The sequence below is a fragment of the Rhizobium sp. TH135 genome (genome assembly GCF_002855515.1).
In the GTDB taxonomy this organism is placed as follows: Bacteria; Pseudomonadota; Alphaproteobacteria; order Rhizobiales; family Rhizobiaceae; genus Allorhizobium.
In genome coordinates, this window is record NZ_PKRP01000003.1 from 157,524 (window position 1) to 173,555 (window position 16,032).

General features: G+C 61.3%; 12 protein-coding genes. 8 read left to right on the forward strand and 4 right to left on the reverse strand.

The window, feature by feature from the left end; translation table 11 throughout:
• Nucleotides 1–48 precede the first annotated feature (48 nt).
• On the forward strand, nucleotides 49–1,542 hold the full coding sequence (locus tag C0V73_RS09670) for a diguanylate cyclase (RefSeq protein ID WP_102019800.1): 1,494 nt from the start codon (nucleotides 49–51) through the stop codon (nucleotides 1,540–1,542).
• Nucleotides 1,532–2,947 carry an NAD(P)/FAD-dependent oxidoreductase gene (locus tag C0V73_RS09675; RefSeq protein WP_102019801.1) on the forward strand — a complete coding sequence of 472 codons (1,416 nt, stop codon included), beginning with the start codon at nucleotides 1,532–1,534 and terminating at the stop codon, nucleotides 2,945–2,947. The genes C0V73_RS09670 and C0V73_RS09675 overlap by 11 nt, the downstream gene beginning before the upstream one ends.
• A gap of 59 nt (nucleotides 2,948–3,006) precedes the next feature.
• Here the strand turns inward: C0V73_RS09675 and C0V73_RS09680 are convergent, their stop codons facing one another.
• Nucleotides 3,007–3,318 carry a DUF1883 domain-containing protein gene (locus C0V73_RS09680; RefSeq protein ID WP_102019802.1) on the reverse strand — a complete coding sequence of 104 codons (312 nt, stop codon included), beginning with the start codon at nucleotides 3,316–3,318 and terminating at the stop codon, nucleotides 3,007–3,009.
• A gap of 1,261 nt (nucleotides 3,319–4,579) precedes the next feature.
• Here C0V73_RS09680 and C0V73_RS09685 point away from each other — a divergent pair.
• Nucleotides 4,580–4,861: a GIY-YIG nuclease family protein gene (locus C0V73_RS09685; RefSeq protein ID WP_102019803.1), complete on the forward strand. Its 282-nt coding sequence runs from the start codon at nucleotides 4,580–4,582 to the stop codon at nucleotides 4,859–4,861.
• A gap of 516 nt (nucleotides 4,862–5,377) precedes the next feature.
• Here C0V73_RS09685 and C0V73_RS09695 read toward each other — a convergent pair.
• Complete coding sequence (locus C0V73_RS09695; protein WP_102019805.1) at nucleotides 5,378–6,385, reverse strand: hypothetical protein; 1,008 nt, start codon at nucleotides 6,383–6,385, stop codon at nucleotides 5,378–5,380.
• A gap of 108 nt (nucleotides 6,386–6,493) precedes the next feature.
• A complete protein-coding gene (locus C0V73_RS09700; RefSeq protein WP_102019806.1) occupies nucleotides 6,494–10,276 on the reverse strand; it encodes a vitamin B12-dependent ribonucleotide reductase in 3,783 nt (1,260 codons plus the stop codon).
• Nucleotides 10,277–11,113: 837 nt separating this feature from the next.
• Between C0V73_RS09700 and C0V73_RS09705 the strand changes: the two genes are divergently transcribed.
• Nucleotides 11,114–13,024, forward strand: coding sequence for a methyl-accepting chemotaxis protein (locus tag C0V73_RS09705; RefSeq protein WP_102019807.1), 1,911 nt, complete (start codon nucleotides 11,114–11,116; stop codon nucleotides 13,022–13,024).
• A gap of 168 nt (nucleotides 13,025–13,192) precedes the next feature.
• A complete protein-coding gene (locus tag C0V73_RS09710; RefSeq protein WP_102020335.1) occupies nucleotides 13,193–13,822 on the forward strand; it encodes an NAD(P)H-binding protein in 630 nt (209 codons plus the stop codon).
• Between the two features lie 36 nt (nucleotides 13,823–13,858).
• Here C0V73_RS09710 and C0V73_RS09715 read toward each other — a convergent pair whose 3' ends face one another.
• A complete protein-coding gene (locus tag C0V73_RS09715; protein WP_102019808.1) occupies nucleotides 13,859–14,686 on the reverse strand; it encodes a DUF1206 domain-containing protein in 828 nt (275 codons plus the stop codon).
• 160 nt (nucleotides 14,687–14,846) lie between these two features.
• Between C0V73_RS09715 and C0V73_RS23075 the strand changes: the two genes are divergently transcribed.
• The 3 genes from C0V73_RS23075 to C0V73_RS09725 all read left to right on the forward strand — a co-directional run bounded on the left by C0V73_RS23075 (nucleotide 14,847) and on the right by C0V73_RS09725 (nucleotide 15,986).
• Complete coding sequence (locus C0V73_RS23075) at nucleotides 14,847–15,011, forward strand: hypothetical protein (protein WP_172450117.1); 165 nt, start codon at nucleotides 14,847–14,849, stop codon at nucleotides 15,009–15,011.
• A gap of 76 nt (nucleotides 15,012–15,087) precedes the next feature.
• Nucleotides 15,088–15,450: a metalloregulator ArsR/SmtB family transcription factor gene (locus C0V73_RS09720; protein WP_102020336.1), complete on the forward strand. Its 363-nt coding sequence runs from the start codon at nucleotides 15,088–15,090 to the stop codon at nucleotides 15,448–15,450.
• A 2-nt stretch (nucleotides 15,451–15,452) separates the two neighbouring features.
• Nucleotides 15,453–15,986, forward strand: a complete 534-nt coding sequence (locus tag C0V73_RS09725; RefSeq protein ID WP_172450119.1) for an SRPBCC family protein — start codon at nucleotides 15,453–15,455, stop codon at nucleotides 15,984–15,986.
• Nucleotides 15,987–16,032: the final 46 nt, after the last annotated feature.

Sequence of the window (16,032 nt, forward strand, 5' to 3'; positions counted from 1 at the left end):
TTTTAAGCGCTATGCCCTAGTGTTCTTGTCCGAACCTAGGGATTGCGCATGCCGAAGAAGACCGAACTGAGCTATCTGCACGCCGGAGGCACGGAGCCGCCGCGCATTGGCTTGCCGACGCTGGTCAAGCTCTTCTCCCTGGTGCTGATCACGCTCTCGGCGCTGTCGCTGCTTTTCATCGGCTACATCGCGTCGCGAAAGGCCGACGATATCGCGGTCGAAAAGCAGATCCTGATGCTGGAAAACGTCCTGCGGGATCGCCACAGCCTTCTTGCCCGCGATCAGCTGGGTCTGGCGCGCTGGGATCGCTCGGTCAAATACATCACCCTGAAATTTCGCCCCTCTTACGTCGTCGAGGAATTCGTCTCCTCGCTCTGGTACGATTTCGGCCATGAGCGCAGCTTCCTGATCGGCCCCGGCGGTCGCCTTTTGATGTCGGCCGTTCAGGACGAGGTGGATCTGACCGCCCGTGATCTCAAGCCCGGCGAGGATCTCAAGGCGATCGCCGAATTGGCGCTCACCCAGCATCACGCCCATCGCACCACGATCGACGGCGGCTATGGCCAGAAGCAGGTCCCCCCCTCGCAGGTTCATGCCATCGCCGCCTTCGGTTTCGCCGAGATTGACGGTGATGTCATGCTGACCACGGCCATGGCGATCGTGCCCGACGACGGTGAGGTGGCGCTGCCGGAGGGCGATCCCGTCATTCTGGTCTCAGCCCGGCCGATCGACGCGGAACTCGTTGCCGACATCAACAGCCAGCTCGAATATGGCGGCCTACAGTTCAACCGCAACAGCGACGGGCTGCTGGCGGTAAAGGGCGTCGATGGTGACACTCTCGGCAGTTTCGACTTTACCCTTTTCAAACCGGGCGCCGATATCTGGACACTGGTCGTACCGACCGTCGTCCTGCTTTGCGGTCTGTTGTTTGCCGCCAGCTTCGTGCTCGGCCGCTATATCGGCCGCCTCTCGGAGCGGCTCGAGGAGAGCGAGCGCCGCAACCGCGAACTTGCCCATCGCGATGCCCTGTCCGGGCTTGCCAACCGCCTCTGCTTCGACAAGGCGCTGAACGAGGCCGCCGACCGGCTTGCCCATGCGCCCTTTGCGGTGATCGCGAGCGATCTCGACCGCTTCAAGGCCGTCAACGATCTCCACGGCCATGGCGCCGGCGACGAGGTCATCCGCGTGGTGGCCGATCGGCTGCGGGAGGCCGTCGGCGAATACGGGCTGGTCGGGCGCGTCGGCGGTGACGAATTCGTCGTGCTGATCAACGCCTTCCGCGACCGTCCGCGCCTTGCGATGCTGGCCCAGCATATCATCACCTCCATCTCCCAGCCGATCACGCTCTCGAGCGGCGCGGTGGTGGATATCGGCATCAGCCTCGGCATTGCGATTGCGCCTGAAAACGGTGCAGCGGCCCGCCCGATCATGGCGATTGCCGACCGGGCGCTTTACGCCTCCAAGCAAGGCGGCCGCGGTCGGGCCTTCTTCGCCGAGGATTTGGCCCCGGAAGAGGAGGAGCCGGCGGTCGATGCGGCCTGATCTGATCCGCCGCAGGCTACTCCTTCTGCTCGCCGCCACCGCCGGCCTGTCGACCGCGTGGTCAGTTCGCGGTGCCCTGGCGCAAACCTCGCCGCCAACCTCAAGCGGTGCGGCTGCGACAAGCTCCGATGCCGGCAAGGGGCTGAAGGTCATCGTCGTCGGCGCTGGCATGGCGGGTCTCTCAGCCGCTACGACTCTCGCCGAGGCCGGTGCCGAGGTGATTATCCTCGAAGCCCGGGACCGGATCGGCGGTCGTATCTTCACCGACCGCAGCCTCGGGGTGCCAATCGAACACGGGGCCAACTTCATCCACGGCTTCAACGGCAATCCGGCAGCTGAGCTCGCGGCAAAAGCCGGCGCCACGCCCTTCTTCATCGACCAGGAGCGCTGGCAGCTCTTCCAGCCCGGTGGCGTCGAGCCCGAGGACTTCGAGATCGACGATGTCTTCGACGATCTCGAGCAGATTGCCGAGAAAGCCGTCGAGGAGGCCGATGGCGATGGATCCGTGTCGCTGCTCGATGTCATCGAGCTTCTCGACCCGGCCCTGCTTCAGGAGCCGATTGGCAACTGGGCGCTCACCGATACCTATGAGGGCGAGTTTGCGGCAGCCCTGTCGCAGATTTCGGCCCTGCATGTCGATGCCGGCGAGATGTTCGACGGGCCGGACGCCGTGCTCCGCGAAGGTTATGACCGCCTGCCGACATTCCTGGGCAAGGGGCTCGATATCCGCCTCCGCCATCCGGTCAATCGCATCCGCCACACGCAGGATGGCGTCATCGTCGAAACGGAAAATGGCCGCTTCGAGGCCGATCATTGCATCGTCACCGTGCCGCTCGGCGTTCTCAAGGCGGGGCGCATCGCCTTTGATCCGCCGCTGCCGGAGCCGCAGCAGAAGGCGATTGCCGCCATCGGCTTCGGCCAGCTGGCCAAGGTCTCGGTTGCTTTCGACGCGGCCTTCTGGCCGAAGGACCAGCATTTCCTGGGCTATGCCGGGAATGACCGTGGCCGGTTCGCCGACATGCTGAACCTGATGTCGATCCAGGATGCGCCTGTGCTGACGCTGATCGCAAGCGGCGATTACGCAGCCCATGTCGACGCCATGGATGAGGCGGCTCTTGTCGCCGATATCACGGCGGTGCTGCGCGACATGTTCGGGGATGACGTGCCAGAGCCGAAAGCGATCGCCCGCCATGCCTGGTCGACCGATCCCCATGCGCTCGGGGCCTACTCCTTCCCCGCTGTCGGTGCAGAGCCTGCCGATCACGACACGCTGTCAAAACCTGCAGGCCCGCGCCTTCTGCTGGCAGGCGAACATGTGAGCGCCGACTATTTCGGCACGGTGCATGGCGCGATGCTGAGCGGTGAACGGGCGGCCAGGGAGGTCCTTGCAGATCGCAAGGGCTAGTCCGCTCTCCGCCGATTACGCGGGGTGAAGGGCAGTGGCCAAGGGGAGGGGTGAAGGCCTCAAGAGGCCTTCTGCTTCGGCTGCACGGCAGGGGCCGCGATCATCTTGACCTTGGATTCGGCCAGCCCGTGATGGCCTTCCATATCGACGATCATGTGCCAGTGGCCGCTTTCCGGAATGACGATCTTGAGCGGCGATTTCTTCGCCACGCCGCCGAGAAACTTGTAATCGAGCGTTTCCTTGAAGCGCTGGAAATTCGTCGGCGTCATCAGCCGCACATTGTTCACGGCCGACAGCGTCACCTCGATAATGGTGCCGGCGCGCTGTTCCTTCAGGTCGTAATGGGTGAAGCGGAAGGTCGGTTTGGACATTTCGCTCGGGTCTCCGTCCAGTCTTTTAATCTATCGTAATGTACCGCAAGGCCGTTAAGGAAGCGTTGGCCGGAGGGTGCCGAAGGGCCGGGCAGGGCGGACTTTTTTGGGACGCTGCGTTTAGCGGAATGAAAGAGGGACCTGCGTGTGCGAGGCCCATCTCCCCCTTGGTGGGGGAGATGGGCTCCGCGCATTCCTAGCCCCCCATGCTGAGGTGCCCTCGCAAAGCGAGGGCCTCGAAGCATCCCTCGATGATGCTGTATCTGTGGCCTCGTCCTTCGAGGCCCGACTGTGTCGGGCACCTCAGGATGAGGGGTGACCTATCGATGTCAAAAACCCCAAGCTTCGCCGCCGGTCGGGATTGCTCCCTCCGGGTCGGTTCATGCTTGTCTCGGACGAGGCGCCAGAAGCAACCTGTCTAAGTAGTTTTATGTGGCTCCTTCCGGCGCCCCGTTCGGCGTCTATTCCCGCTGCATGCGTCTCTCTGGCAAGGCGACGACGGTCTTCGGTCCTCGGGTCAGGCCCGAGGATGACCGAAGATTGACCGGGCGCGGGTCCGGCTGCGGCGTCACATGATGACGCTTCAGCCTGGCCGGTGGCCCGGGAGGTTCCCGCCGGATGGTGCACCATTCCGACCGGGACCCTCGCCCGGGGGATGATCGTCTGGCCATTGGCGGCCCGGCGCTCATCCCCGCCGTTTGTTTCGCCCCGCTGTCTGGATGTTCGCGACAGCGCTGGCGCCTTGTCTGTGTGCCTCTGAGGCACGTCCTTCCGATCAGGGGTTTCAGGCGTCGGGCATCCGACCGTTCACCATCACTTCCACCCCTTCGTCCGGAGGGAGACCGTTGCAGCAGGCCGGGGTTTTAGGTCTGCGACAACCCTCCATCCCGGCGCCGGCCCCGCCTCGCCTGACATCGCATCGTCAGGTGTATCCGAGGGCGGGACGGGGATGAGTGTAAAAGGGTGCAAATGGTGGGGGATGAAAAAACATGTCGGGGTTTGATTTTGTTCGGGATTTTGTCAAACTCGTCCCCCCCTTTTTTTCGGAAGACGGAGTGGTTTGAGGTGACTGTCTGGCCTCGGAAGGCTTGTGTCTGGATCCTCGGGTCAAGCCCGAGGATGACGACCTTCCTAGAGTGGAAGAGGGTATTCTCCTCATGCGCTGTGCGATGGGAGCGGTGGAGGAGGATACCAGCCGCTCCCCCTCACTCCGTCATCCTCGGGCTTGACCCGAGGATCCAAACACAAGCACACTGCACGCATGGCGGGATATGTCTACATCGTCACCAGCCACAAACGCGGCACGCTCTATATCGGTGTGACATCCGATCTGGAGCGGCGGATCTACGAGCATCGGGAAGGCCAAACGCCGGGCTTCGCCTCCAAGTATGGCTGTCGGCAACTGGTCTGGTACGAGGAGCATGACCGCATTGGAACGGCGATCCAGAGGGAGAAGTCGCTAAAGCGCTGGTATCGGCAGTGGAAGATCGAGCTGATCGAGGGGTTCAATCCTGATTGGCGGGATTTGTATTTCGAGTTGTGAGGCTGTGCTTTCCGCCGCTGGTGAAGGGCTTGTGTCTGGATCCTCGGGTCATCCTCGGGTTAAACCCGAGCACGAGGATGACGACCGTTGGGGGAGTGGAAGGGTATTCTCCGCAGGCCTTGTGCTGTGAAGACGGTAGGGAAGAAGACCCAGCAGCGCCCCCATGCTCCGTGAGGGCTGGCGGGATTTGGCATTACGAGTTGATGTTAGGGTTCCGGTGGCACTTGTGCCAGTCGCTGCCGCTGAAGGGCTTGTGTTTGGATCCTCGGGTCATCCTCGGGTTTAACCCGAGGACGAGGATGACGACTTTAGGGGAGTGGCTGGGTATTCTCCTCAGGCGTCGTGCGATGAAGACGGTAGAGGAGGATACCTGCAGCCTCCCCACCCTCGGTCATCCTCGGGTTTGACCCGAGGATCCAAACACAGGCCTTTTCGTTCACTTCAGCCTTCGATTTTGCAACCTTTCCTACAAAAGGGAGAGGTGTGGGTTAGAAGAGGTAGCTAGCCCCCATTAATTCAGCCTCTTCGGCAGTGCGAAACTATATCGATCTGTGAAGACGCGTTACGTAAACTGAGCTTTTCAGGAATTTCAGTAGAATTCAAAGACGTAACCAGTGAGGGTGGCGCCTCGACGCCACTACCCATTATTTTTACAAATTTGTAACTAAGGTCTTGGCGTGTCATTACCTTCACATCCACTAGTCTACTGCGACGCTTTTCTTCCAGCCATGCGCCAATTATGGTTATTCTCGGCTGTTGGAAAAAGTCTCTAGTGAATGACAGGCATGCATCAATCTCTATCGCTGCGTTCATCGTTTTTAGGTACATGCCAGAGAGATTGGAGAACATCTGGTCGCTAGGCTGGGTTCTGACCGTCTTAACAGCGTAAATGAATTGCTCGATAAGGGTGAGGCGTTGGGAGAGTTGCCGCAAATTCCTGATCGATTCAGGCTCGGCAATCGTGGTGATTATAGTGTGATGTTCAAAGTCGCGTTGCCTTGTCGCGCTGCCGCCGACTGATTTGATCTCGGACTGAAGAAGACGCCCTTTATTTCTTTGAAGATGGTTCATCAACTCAGTTACAGGTGCCTCGTAACGAAGGTGGATGTCAGCCCATGCACGCTCCACATGGAAAACGATGGGCTTGTAGGAATTTATCCACGCTTCTACGGGTTCGATTGAGTTAGCCACTTCGAGGATTAAAAATCGGTCGAGAGCCCTCTTCGTCTTTGCCCGCAATTCCCCGGCGCATCGGCTCATCACGTCATTACCGAAGAACTCCTTCGCGCACGTGCTGCCAAAAAGTATTCTGTCACCGCTTCCCAACAGACCAGTGATCCCATTTTTATGTCGGTGGGAGCCGCAGATGTGGCAGAAAATCTTGTGCTTTGCGCTTCGGTAAACGTTATCGAACATCACCGCTTGGGGACGTTCGCTAAGCCTGATCTTAGGCCTCAACTGCTCTTGTTGATAAGGATCATCTGTAAACAGACGTTCATGGCGCAGGTAATCCCGAAAATGCATCCAGAGCTCCAGTTCGCTTTATGTTACATATTCGTATATCTTTCGTTCCGCCTTGCACTTCGGCCCGAGGTTTCCCCCGGGCCGAAATCTCACTCAAATCTCAGCTAATCAGCTGCACCCGCTCGTCGCGCCACACGTGTCGCACTTCTCGCAAGTGCCGTTCCGCACCATCGTGAAGTTCTGGCATTCCGAGCACATGTTGCCCGTATAGCCTTGCGCGATCGAGCGCATGCGGCGCGAGGCCTCGAGCTTCTTGGCGTCGGCCTTGGCGGCTGCTGCCTCGTCGGCGGCGGCGTCGGAGAAGACGCTTTCCGACGCGATCTCCTCGGCCAGTTCCACGGCGCGCTCCTCGTAGTCGCGCTTGAAGGACACGACTTCAGAGGTGGCAACAGCGGTCGTCACTTCGAGCTTGCGGGCAGTGGCGCCCGAAGACGAGAAGGCGGTGACGGTGGCCGAGGCCTTGGCGGGGGCGGCGGTTGCTGCACCCTTGGGCTCGGCGCTGGCGGCTGCCGGCATGTGGCTGGAGACGAGCGTCGGCTTGTAACCGCGGGTCAGACCCTTGGAAACGACGTCAGCCTTGCCTTCCTTCATGCCGCGGCCAAGCGCCGTGGTCGAGAAGTCCGAGGTGTCGACATGCGCGAGGTCGTGGCGACCGAGATAGGAGATCGCCAGTTCGCGGAAGACGTAGTCGAGGATCGACGTCGCATTCTTGATCGCGTCGTTGCCGGTGACCATGCCGGCCGGCTCGAACTTGGTGAAGGTGAAGGCGTCGACATATTCCTCGAGCGGCACGCCATACTGCAGGCCGAGCGAGACGGAGATGGCGAAGTTGTTGATGAAGGCGCGAAGGGCCGAGCCTTCCTTGTTCATGTCAAGGAAGATCTCGCCGAGACGGCCGTCGTCATATTCGCCGGTGCGCAGGAAGATGGTGTGACCACCGATCTTGGCCTTCTGGGTGTAACCCTTGCGGCGGGTCGGCAGCTTTTCCTGTTCGCGCACGACGCGGTCGACGATGCGCTCGACGATGCGTTCCGTGATCGTGACCGCCTGGGCCGCCATCGGCTGCTGCAGCAGTTCGTCTACGCCGTCCTCGTCATCCTCGTCCTCGATCAGCGAGGCGTTGAGCGGCTGGGAGAGCTTCGAGCCGTCGCGGTAGAGCGCGTTGGCCTTCAGTGCCAGCTTCCAGGACAGCATGTAGGCGGAGCCGCAATCTTCGACGGTGGCTTCGTTCGGCATGTTGATCGTCTTGGAGATCGCACCCGAGATGAACGGCTGGGCCGCTGCCATCATGCGGATGTGGGATTCGACCGAGAGATAACGCTTGCCGATCTTGCCGCACGGATTGGCGCAATCGAAGACGGGCAGGTGCTCCTTCTTGAGGAAGGGGGCGCCTTCAAGCGTCATCGCACCGCAAACGTGGATGTTGGCGGCCTCGATGTCCTTCTTCGAGAAGCCCATGTGGTCGAGCAGGTTGAAGCTCATGTCGGCGAGTTGCTCGTCGGAGACCTTCAGGGTCTCCTTGAGGAAGTCGGCGCCGAGCGTCCACTGGTTGAAGACGAACTTGATGTCGAAGGCAGCCTTCAGAGCTCCGTTGACGGCTTCGATCTTCTCGTCGGTGAAGCCCTTGGCCTTGAGCGTCGAGGGATTGATGCCCGGCGCCTGGTTCAGGTTGCCATGGCCGACGGCATAGGCGTCGATCTCGGCGATCTGGCTTTCCGAATAGCCAAGGGTGCGCAGCGCTTCCGGAACGGCAGCGTTGATGATCTTGAAGTAACCGCCACCGGCGAGCTTCTTGAACTTGACGAGCGCGAAGTCGGGCTCGATGCCGGTCGTGTCGCAGTCCATGACGAGACCGATCGTGCCGGTCGGGGCGATAACCGAGACCTGGGCATTGCGGTAGCCATGCTTCTCGCCGAGTTCCAGCGCCTTGTCCCAGGCAGCCGTTGCATGGGCGATCAGGGCCGGATCCGTGCATTCGGCGTGGACCAGCGGCACGGGATTGACGGAGAGGCCTTCATAGCCGTCCGACAGGCCGAGCGCTGCGCGGCGATGGTTGCGGATGACGCGCAGCATGTTGTCGCGGTTCGGCGCAAAGCCCGGGAAGGGGCCGAGTTCCGAAGCCATTTCGGCTGACGTCGCATAGGAGACGCCGGTCATGATGGCGGTCAGCGCACCGGCGATGGCACGGCCTTCGGCGCTATCATAGGGGATGCCCGAGGACATCAAGAGGCCGCCGATATTGGCATAGCCGAGGCCGAGCGTGCGGTATTCATAGGAGCGTTCGGCGATCTGGCGCGACGGGAACTGCGCCATCATGACGGAGACTTCGAGCACGACGGTCCACAGACGAACGGCGTGTTCGTAGTCGGCGATGTCGATGTTCTTGGTCTTCTGATCCTTGAAGCGGAGCAGGTTGAGCGAAGCCAGGTTGCAGGCCGTGTCGTCGAGGAACATGTATTCCGAGCACGGGTTCGATGCGCGGATCGGGCCGGCTGCCGGCGAAGTGTGCCAGTCGTTCATCGTCGTGTTGAAGTGGAGGCCCGGGTCTGCCGATGCCCAGGCGGCATAGGAGATCTTGTCCCAGAGGTCGCGGGCCTTCAGCGTCTTCATGACCTTGCCGTCCTTGCGGGCGGTGAGGTTCCAGTCGCCATCATTCTCGACGGCGCGCAGGAAGTCGTCCTTCAGCGAAACCGAGTTGTTGGAGTTCTGGCCGGAGACGGTCAGATAGGCTTCCGAATCCCAGTCGGTGTCATAGGTCTTGAAATCAAGATCCTTGTAGCCCTGCTGGGCGAACTGGATGACGCGCTTGATGTAGTTTTCCGGAACCTGGTCCTTCTTCGCGGCCTTGATTTCGCGCTTGAGGGCAGGGTTCTCGTTCGGGTCGAAGCAAGCGCCGTTGTCAGCCTCGCAGTTGACGCAGGCCTTCATGATCGCCTTGAGGTGCTTGGCGACGATCTTGGAGCCGGTGACGAGGGCGGCAACCTTCTGCTCTTCCTTCACCTTCCAGTCGATATAGGCTTCGATATCCGGATGGTCGATGTCGACAACGACCATCTTCGCCGCGCGACGGGTGGTACCACCAGACTTGATAGCGCCGGCTGCGCGGTCACCGATCTTCAGGAAAGACATGAGGCCGGACGAGCGACCGCCGCCGGAAAGCTTTTCGCCTTCACCGCGCAGATAGGAGAAGTTGGAGCCGGTGCCGGAGCCATACTTGAAGAGACGGGCTTCGCGGACCCAGAGGTCCATGATGCCACCTTCGTTGACCAGGTCGTCTTCGACGGACTGGATGAAGCAGGCATGCGGCTGCGGGTGCTCATAGGCCGACTTGGACTTGACGAGCTTGCCCGTGAAGGGGTCGACATAGAAATGGCCCTGGCCGGGGCCGTCGATGCCATAGGCCCAGTGCAGGCCGGTGTTGAACCACTGCGGGGAATTCGGTGCGACGCGCTGGGTGGCGAGCATGTAGGAGAGCTCGTCCTTGAAGGCGGCAGCGTCTTCTTCGGAGGAGAAATACTTGCCCTTCCAGCCCCAATAGGCCCAGGTGCCGGCCAGGCGATCGAAGACCTGGCGAGCATCGGTTTCCGAGCCATAACGCTCGTTTTCAGGAAGCGAGGCAAGTGCCTTCTCGTCGGCAACCGAGCGCCAGAGGAAGGAAGGAACATCATTCTCCTCAACCTTCTTCAGGATCTTCGGCACGCCGGCCTTGCGGAAATATTTCTGAGCGAGAATGTCCGCTGCCACCTGGCTGAACTGAGCGGGCACGTCGATGTCGGCAAGACGAAATACGATTGAGCCGTCGGGGTTCTTGATCTCGCTGATGGCCTTGCGGAACTCGATCTCCGCGTAAGCGGACTGTCCCGGTTTGGTGAAGCGACGTTCAATGCGCATCTGCCTATGTCCCTCGATCTAGGGCGCCGAAAACCGGCGCGTAAATATTGCTTCGGTCGCACGGTAAAGTCGCGCAGCCGTTGACTTGGTCGTCCGTCAGGTGATTCATCCGGAGATGATGGCACTCTGTATATTGTGGTGATGGTGGCTGCAAACACTAAATATAGTACTAACAGATTATTGCCGCCAGACCCAGACCCCCTGCCGGGCGGTCAAAAATCGCACAAATTTCCTGTCGCGGACGACGTCGTCAGAACGTCGTTCCACCTCAAAGAAAGCCGCCACAATGTTTGATGAAACCCGGCCTCGTTATGCCCGGTCCAGTCGCCGCCGCAACAGGGTCCATTAACATCGTCCCGACTGATTCCGTCAAGGGGTGGTCTGTGAAGGAAATGTTAACGCTATATGTTGTGGTGTTAGATTGTGGATAACGGGCAAAAGAGCGAAGTCACGGGAATGACACGGCTTTCTCGTGCGGTGTGACGCAAGGGTCAGCAGATGTTGTGGCAGCAATCAATTGTCACAGTCAGAATTTCGTGTCGAAACGAGCTGGTTTGCAGGGCCGAGCCACTATTTCGGCGCTCTTTCGGCCACTTCGAATCGGACAGCGAAAAAGCTGGGGATGACACACTGCACACATCACGGGCTTGACAGGCGCTGGCAGGCCCTCGGGTGTCGGTCCATACCCTGTATTTCCTATGCGTAATTCCTCTATTTCGCATCAACGAAATGGAAACATGTCCCGTGTAGTGAGGAAGGTGATCAGTATGGAATGAGCTCCATGCACGGCCGCACAAGGCCGCCTGCCAGGATGGCGGGTCGCACGGAGTAAGTTTCATGAGTATTGCCAATCTTTCCATTCTGAAAAAGGTCAGCCTTGTCGTGGTGCTGATGGGCGTGGCGGCTGCGGCAATTGCAGCGGTCGGCGCAAGCGGTCTGTCCTCGCTGGGATCGGCCCTCAAGGACACCGGCGCGCGCGAAGAGGTTGCCCGCGAGGCGATGGACCTGCGCGTCGACATCATCGCGATCTCGCGCATGACATACCAGCTGGCGCTGGCGCCGGAAAAGGCCGCCGACTTCGCCGCTGAAACCGACAAGCGGTCTTCCGAAATGCTCGCTCGCCTGCCGAAGATCGCAGCAACCGCGGATGCGACGGAAACCCAGCTGCTGGGCAAGATCAAGACGACACTCGACGCCTATTTCGCCCAGATCCGCGCCATGGTGGCAGTTGCCGCCACGCCGGCCGGCCAGGATCTCGCCGTGATGAAGACGGAACTCGGCAAGGCGCTCGACGCCCAGAAGGTGGTGACGGCCGCGGTAAAGGAATACTCGACCTACTCCGCCGACACGCTGAAGGGCTCGCGTGAAAACGCGCTGTCCGCCTCCGGCTTCACCATGCTGCTCCAGGTCGTGACCGCGGGCGTGTGCATTCTCGCCGGTGTGGCCATCAGCTTCCTGCTCGCCCGCCGCGGCATCGTCAACCCGATCCGCAGCCTGACCTTGATCATGTCCGAAATGGCATCTGGCAAGCTCGGCAGCGCCATCCCCGGGACCGACCGCAAGGACGAGATCGGCGAAATGGCCCGTGCGCTGGAAGTCTTCCGCACCAATGAAGAGCAGATGCGCGCCATGGAAGCCCAGGAAGCCGCACTGCATGCCCAGAGCCGCGACCTGCAGACCTCGATCAGCGGCATTGTTGCTGCGGCCGCTGCCGGTGACTTCTCCAAGCGTATCTCCAAGACCTACGAAGATGCCGACCTGCAGCGCTTTGCAGCCTCGGTCAACGAACTGGTCGAAAGCGTCGACCGTGGCGTCTCGGAAGTTCGCCGCGTGATCGCAGCGCTTGCCGATGCCGACCTGACGCATGAGATGCAGGGCCAGTTCCAGGGCGCGTTTGCCGAACTCCAGGGCAACGTCAACCAGACCATGGCCGTCCTGCGCCAGACCATGCAGAACATCCTGACTGCCGCCGGCACCATCACCGGCAACTCCGGCGAACTGTCGTCGGCTGCCAACCAGCTTGCCCGCCGCACCGAGCAGCAGGCCGCTTCGCTCGAAGAGACTGCCGCAGCGCTCGAGGAAATCACCACCACGGTGAAGACCTCGACCGTGCGTGCCAAGGAAGCCTCGCACATGGTCGACGAGACCAAGTCGAGCGCCGGCAAGTCGGGTGATATCGTTCGCAACGCGATCGACGCCATGGGCCGCATCGAGCAGTCCTCGCAGAAGATCAGCCAGATCATCTCGGTCATCGACGAAATCGCCTTCCAGACCAACCTTCTGGCACTGAACGCCGGTGTCGAGGCAGCCCGTGCCGGCGAAGCCGGTCGTGGCTTCGCCGTCGTCGCCCAGGAAGTGCGTGAACTGGCCCAGCGTTCGGCAAATGCCGCCAAGGAGATCAAGACCCTGATCAACACCTCGGCCGACGAGGTGAAGGGTGGCGTGTCGCTGGTTCTGTCGACTGGCGAAGCGCTGAAGGAGATCGAATCGCTGGTCAATCGCGTCAACGACCACGTCGTGACGATTGCCCGTGCCGCCGAAGAACAGTCGGCAGCGCTTGGCGAGATAAACACCTCGGTCAACCACATGGACCAGATGACCCAGCAGAACGCTGCCATGGTCGAAGAAACCACGGCTGCCAGCCAGGTGCTTGCCGGCGAAGCTCGCCAGCTGCAGGCTCAGCTCGCCCGCTTCAAGCTCGAAGGCGGCGCATCGTCCGGTTCTGCCAGCTACCGCACGGCAGCCTGAGCCAAGGCTCCGGATTACCGGTCACAACACAAGGCGCCGCAGCGATGCGGCGCCTTTTGCGTTTGTATGATGGAACAGGCAGTGTGACCGGGCATTGAGGTCGTGACCCAAGCTCGGGCAGGGGCCGGCCGATCCGAGCCGGCTGTTTACATGAAGGAAGACGGGATCATGCATCTGTTGTTGTTGGGCGCTACCGGGCTTGTCGGCAGTCATGTGCTGGAACTGGCGCTCGCCGACCCGCGGGTGACCGCGGTGACCGCTCCGGCCCGCAAGCCTCTGCCGTCCCGACCGGGATTGTCCGCACCCATTCTGGACTTCGACAAGCTTCCGCAGGATCCGTCGATCTGGACCGCGGATGCGGTGATCTGCGCGCTCGGCACCACGCTCAAGTCCGCCGGATCGCGCGAGCGCTTCCACCGCGTCGACCACGACTATCCGGTCGAGATTGCCAAGCTGGCAAAAGTTCATGGAGCCAGGTGCTTTGTGCTCAACTCGGCCAAGGGGGCCGACATCAAGTCGCTCTTCTTCTACAGCCGGGTGAAGGGCGAGACGGAGCGGGATATCCTGGCACTCGGTTTCGAGCGCACCGTGCTGGTTCGTCCCGGCCTGATAGACGGTCCGCGTCCTGAGCCACGGCCCATGGAGCAATGGGCAGGCAAAGTGCTTTCGGTTTTGAAGCCGGTCCTGCCTTCATCCATGCAGGCGAACCGGCCGGAGGCCATCGCCCGCGCCATGCTCGATGCTGCCATCTCGGCGGCACCTGGCGTGACCGTCGTGCCGTCCGAGAAGCTGGTGTGACAGCGAGGGACGGCATCGACGGGTCTTCCATGGCCTTTAGTTGAAGCGACCGAGCGGTAGCTGACGGCGGATGCCAGCGACATCAGGCACCTCGATGCGCCGATAGCGCGCCTCGACGAAGTTATAAATGCCGAAGGCGGCGAGACCCACTGCGACCACGGCATAGATGACGCTGCCGAACGGAAGGCTCTGCACCCAGGCCAAGGCATCGGCCATGCCGCCTGCCTGCTCCGGGTCGACGGTGAAGCCGGCATAGACGAAGAAGACGCCGACGATGGCGAAGACCGCTCCGCGTGCAACAAGGCCGTAGATGGAGATGAGCACGGCCGGCGAGTTCTTCTCCGCATCAAGGTCCAGATATCGACCGAACCGGCGTTTGATCCCCTTCATGGCAGTGACCACGCCGCCGATGACGAAGCCGATGCCGATGATACCGGCGAGATATCGGCCGAAGGGCTGGGCCATGACCCAGGCGGCCAGCCCCTCTTCGCCACCGGACCCGCCACCACCCGACATCTGCAGGGCCATCATCAGGCTGGTGACAGCAAGGCCCGCATAGGTGATGGCACTGCCGAAGAGCGCCGCGCGGATCGCATAGCCCTTGAGGTCATCATCCTGGCCATCGGCGTTGGCGAGCGACTGGGCGAGCCGCCAGACAACGAAGCCGGCAAGTCCGAGCCCGATCAGGCCAATCCAGATCCGCCCGAAAGGCTGCTGCAGGATTGCTGATAGCGCCGACTGTGTATCCGGCCTGCCGCCGGCAAAGCTGGAAAACAGGGCCAGTGCCGCAATCAGCAGGAAGACGATGCCGCGTGCGCTGTAGCCCGCCCGTGCAAGCAAGTGAAATTTCGACCGCGTGTTCATGGAAGCCCTCTCCTTATGTCCGAAGAGAACGGAGAAGAAAGGGGGGGGGTTCCGTGGCGCCCACATTGATCACGCCAGGCCGGGCCTTCTTTGCATGCCCAGCGGAACCGACAGCTGAAGCCAGGGGTTAGCCGCAAAGGCAATCAAATTGGAGCATCCGATGGCGCTGGAACCAGGACAGGATGGCGGGGAGCCACGCGATGACACCGATTATGCCTCACGATCCGACGGCGGGGCCAAACCCGGCGTCGTGCTCTCTGCCTGGTCGCTTGTCATCGGCGGCCTATTTCTGGTGCTGGTCCTCGGCGGACTGATCCTCATCTGAGAGCGATATCCGCGAGGCTTGGAATTGTTCAACCATATGGTTGACAATGGTCCATTGCAGGCGCATGTTCAACCACATGGTTGAATTATCAGAACACCCCCTCGATACGATCTTTCACGCGCTGGGCGACCAGACCCGTCGCCGCATGCTGGCGGCCCTGTCCAAGGGCGAACTCAGCGTCGGCGAATTGGCGGAGCCATTCGCGATGTCGCTGGCCGCGGCCTCCAAGCACATCAAGGTGCTGGAGACGGCCGGCCTGATCCGCCGTGAGGTCAAGGGGCGCACCCATCTCTGCCGTCTGGAACCGGGGCCTCTTGCCGGCGCTCACCAGTGGCTGAGCGACTACGAGCACTTCTGGGCCGGCCGGCTGGATGTCCTCGAACGGCTCCTCCGTGCGGAGGATGCCGCATTCACCCGAGAGCAAACCGATGGAGAATGACGATGACGGAAAGACTTGGCATCAACCCCTATGGCCGGCTGAGCGAGCCGGCGACGCTGGTGATCGAGCGCCTCTTGCCCGGCCCCGCCTCGCGGATCTGGCGCTATCTCACCGATGGCGAGATGCGTCGCAAATGGCTGGCGGCCGGCGCCATGGAAGAAAAGGCGGGCGCTGCCTTCGAACTGGTCTGGCGCAATGATGAACTCACCGACCCGCCCGGCCACAGGCCGGATGGTTTTGGCGAGGAAATGCGGATGAAGAGCCGCGTTCTCGAAGTGCAGCAGGACAAGCGTCTCGTCTTCACCTGGGGCGAGAGCGGCGAGGTGGCCTTCGATCTCAAGGCTGAAGGCGCCGAGGTGTTGCTGACGGTGACGCACAGGCGGATTTCGGACCGCGCCAATTTGCTGATGGTCGGCGCTGGCTGGCACATGCATCTAGACATACTCTCAGCCAAGCTGAACAGCACGAAGGCAGAGCCCTTCTGGGATGGCTGGCTGGCCTTGAAGGACGACTATGATCGCCGCCTGCCAGCCTGAGGCTGGAGCGTCCGTATCTACACGACGCAAAAGCAAGGCCCTCCGG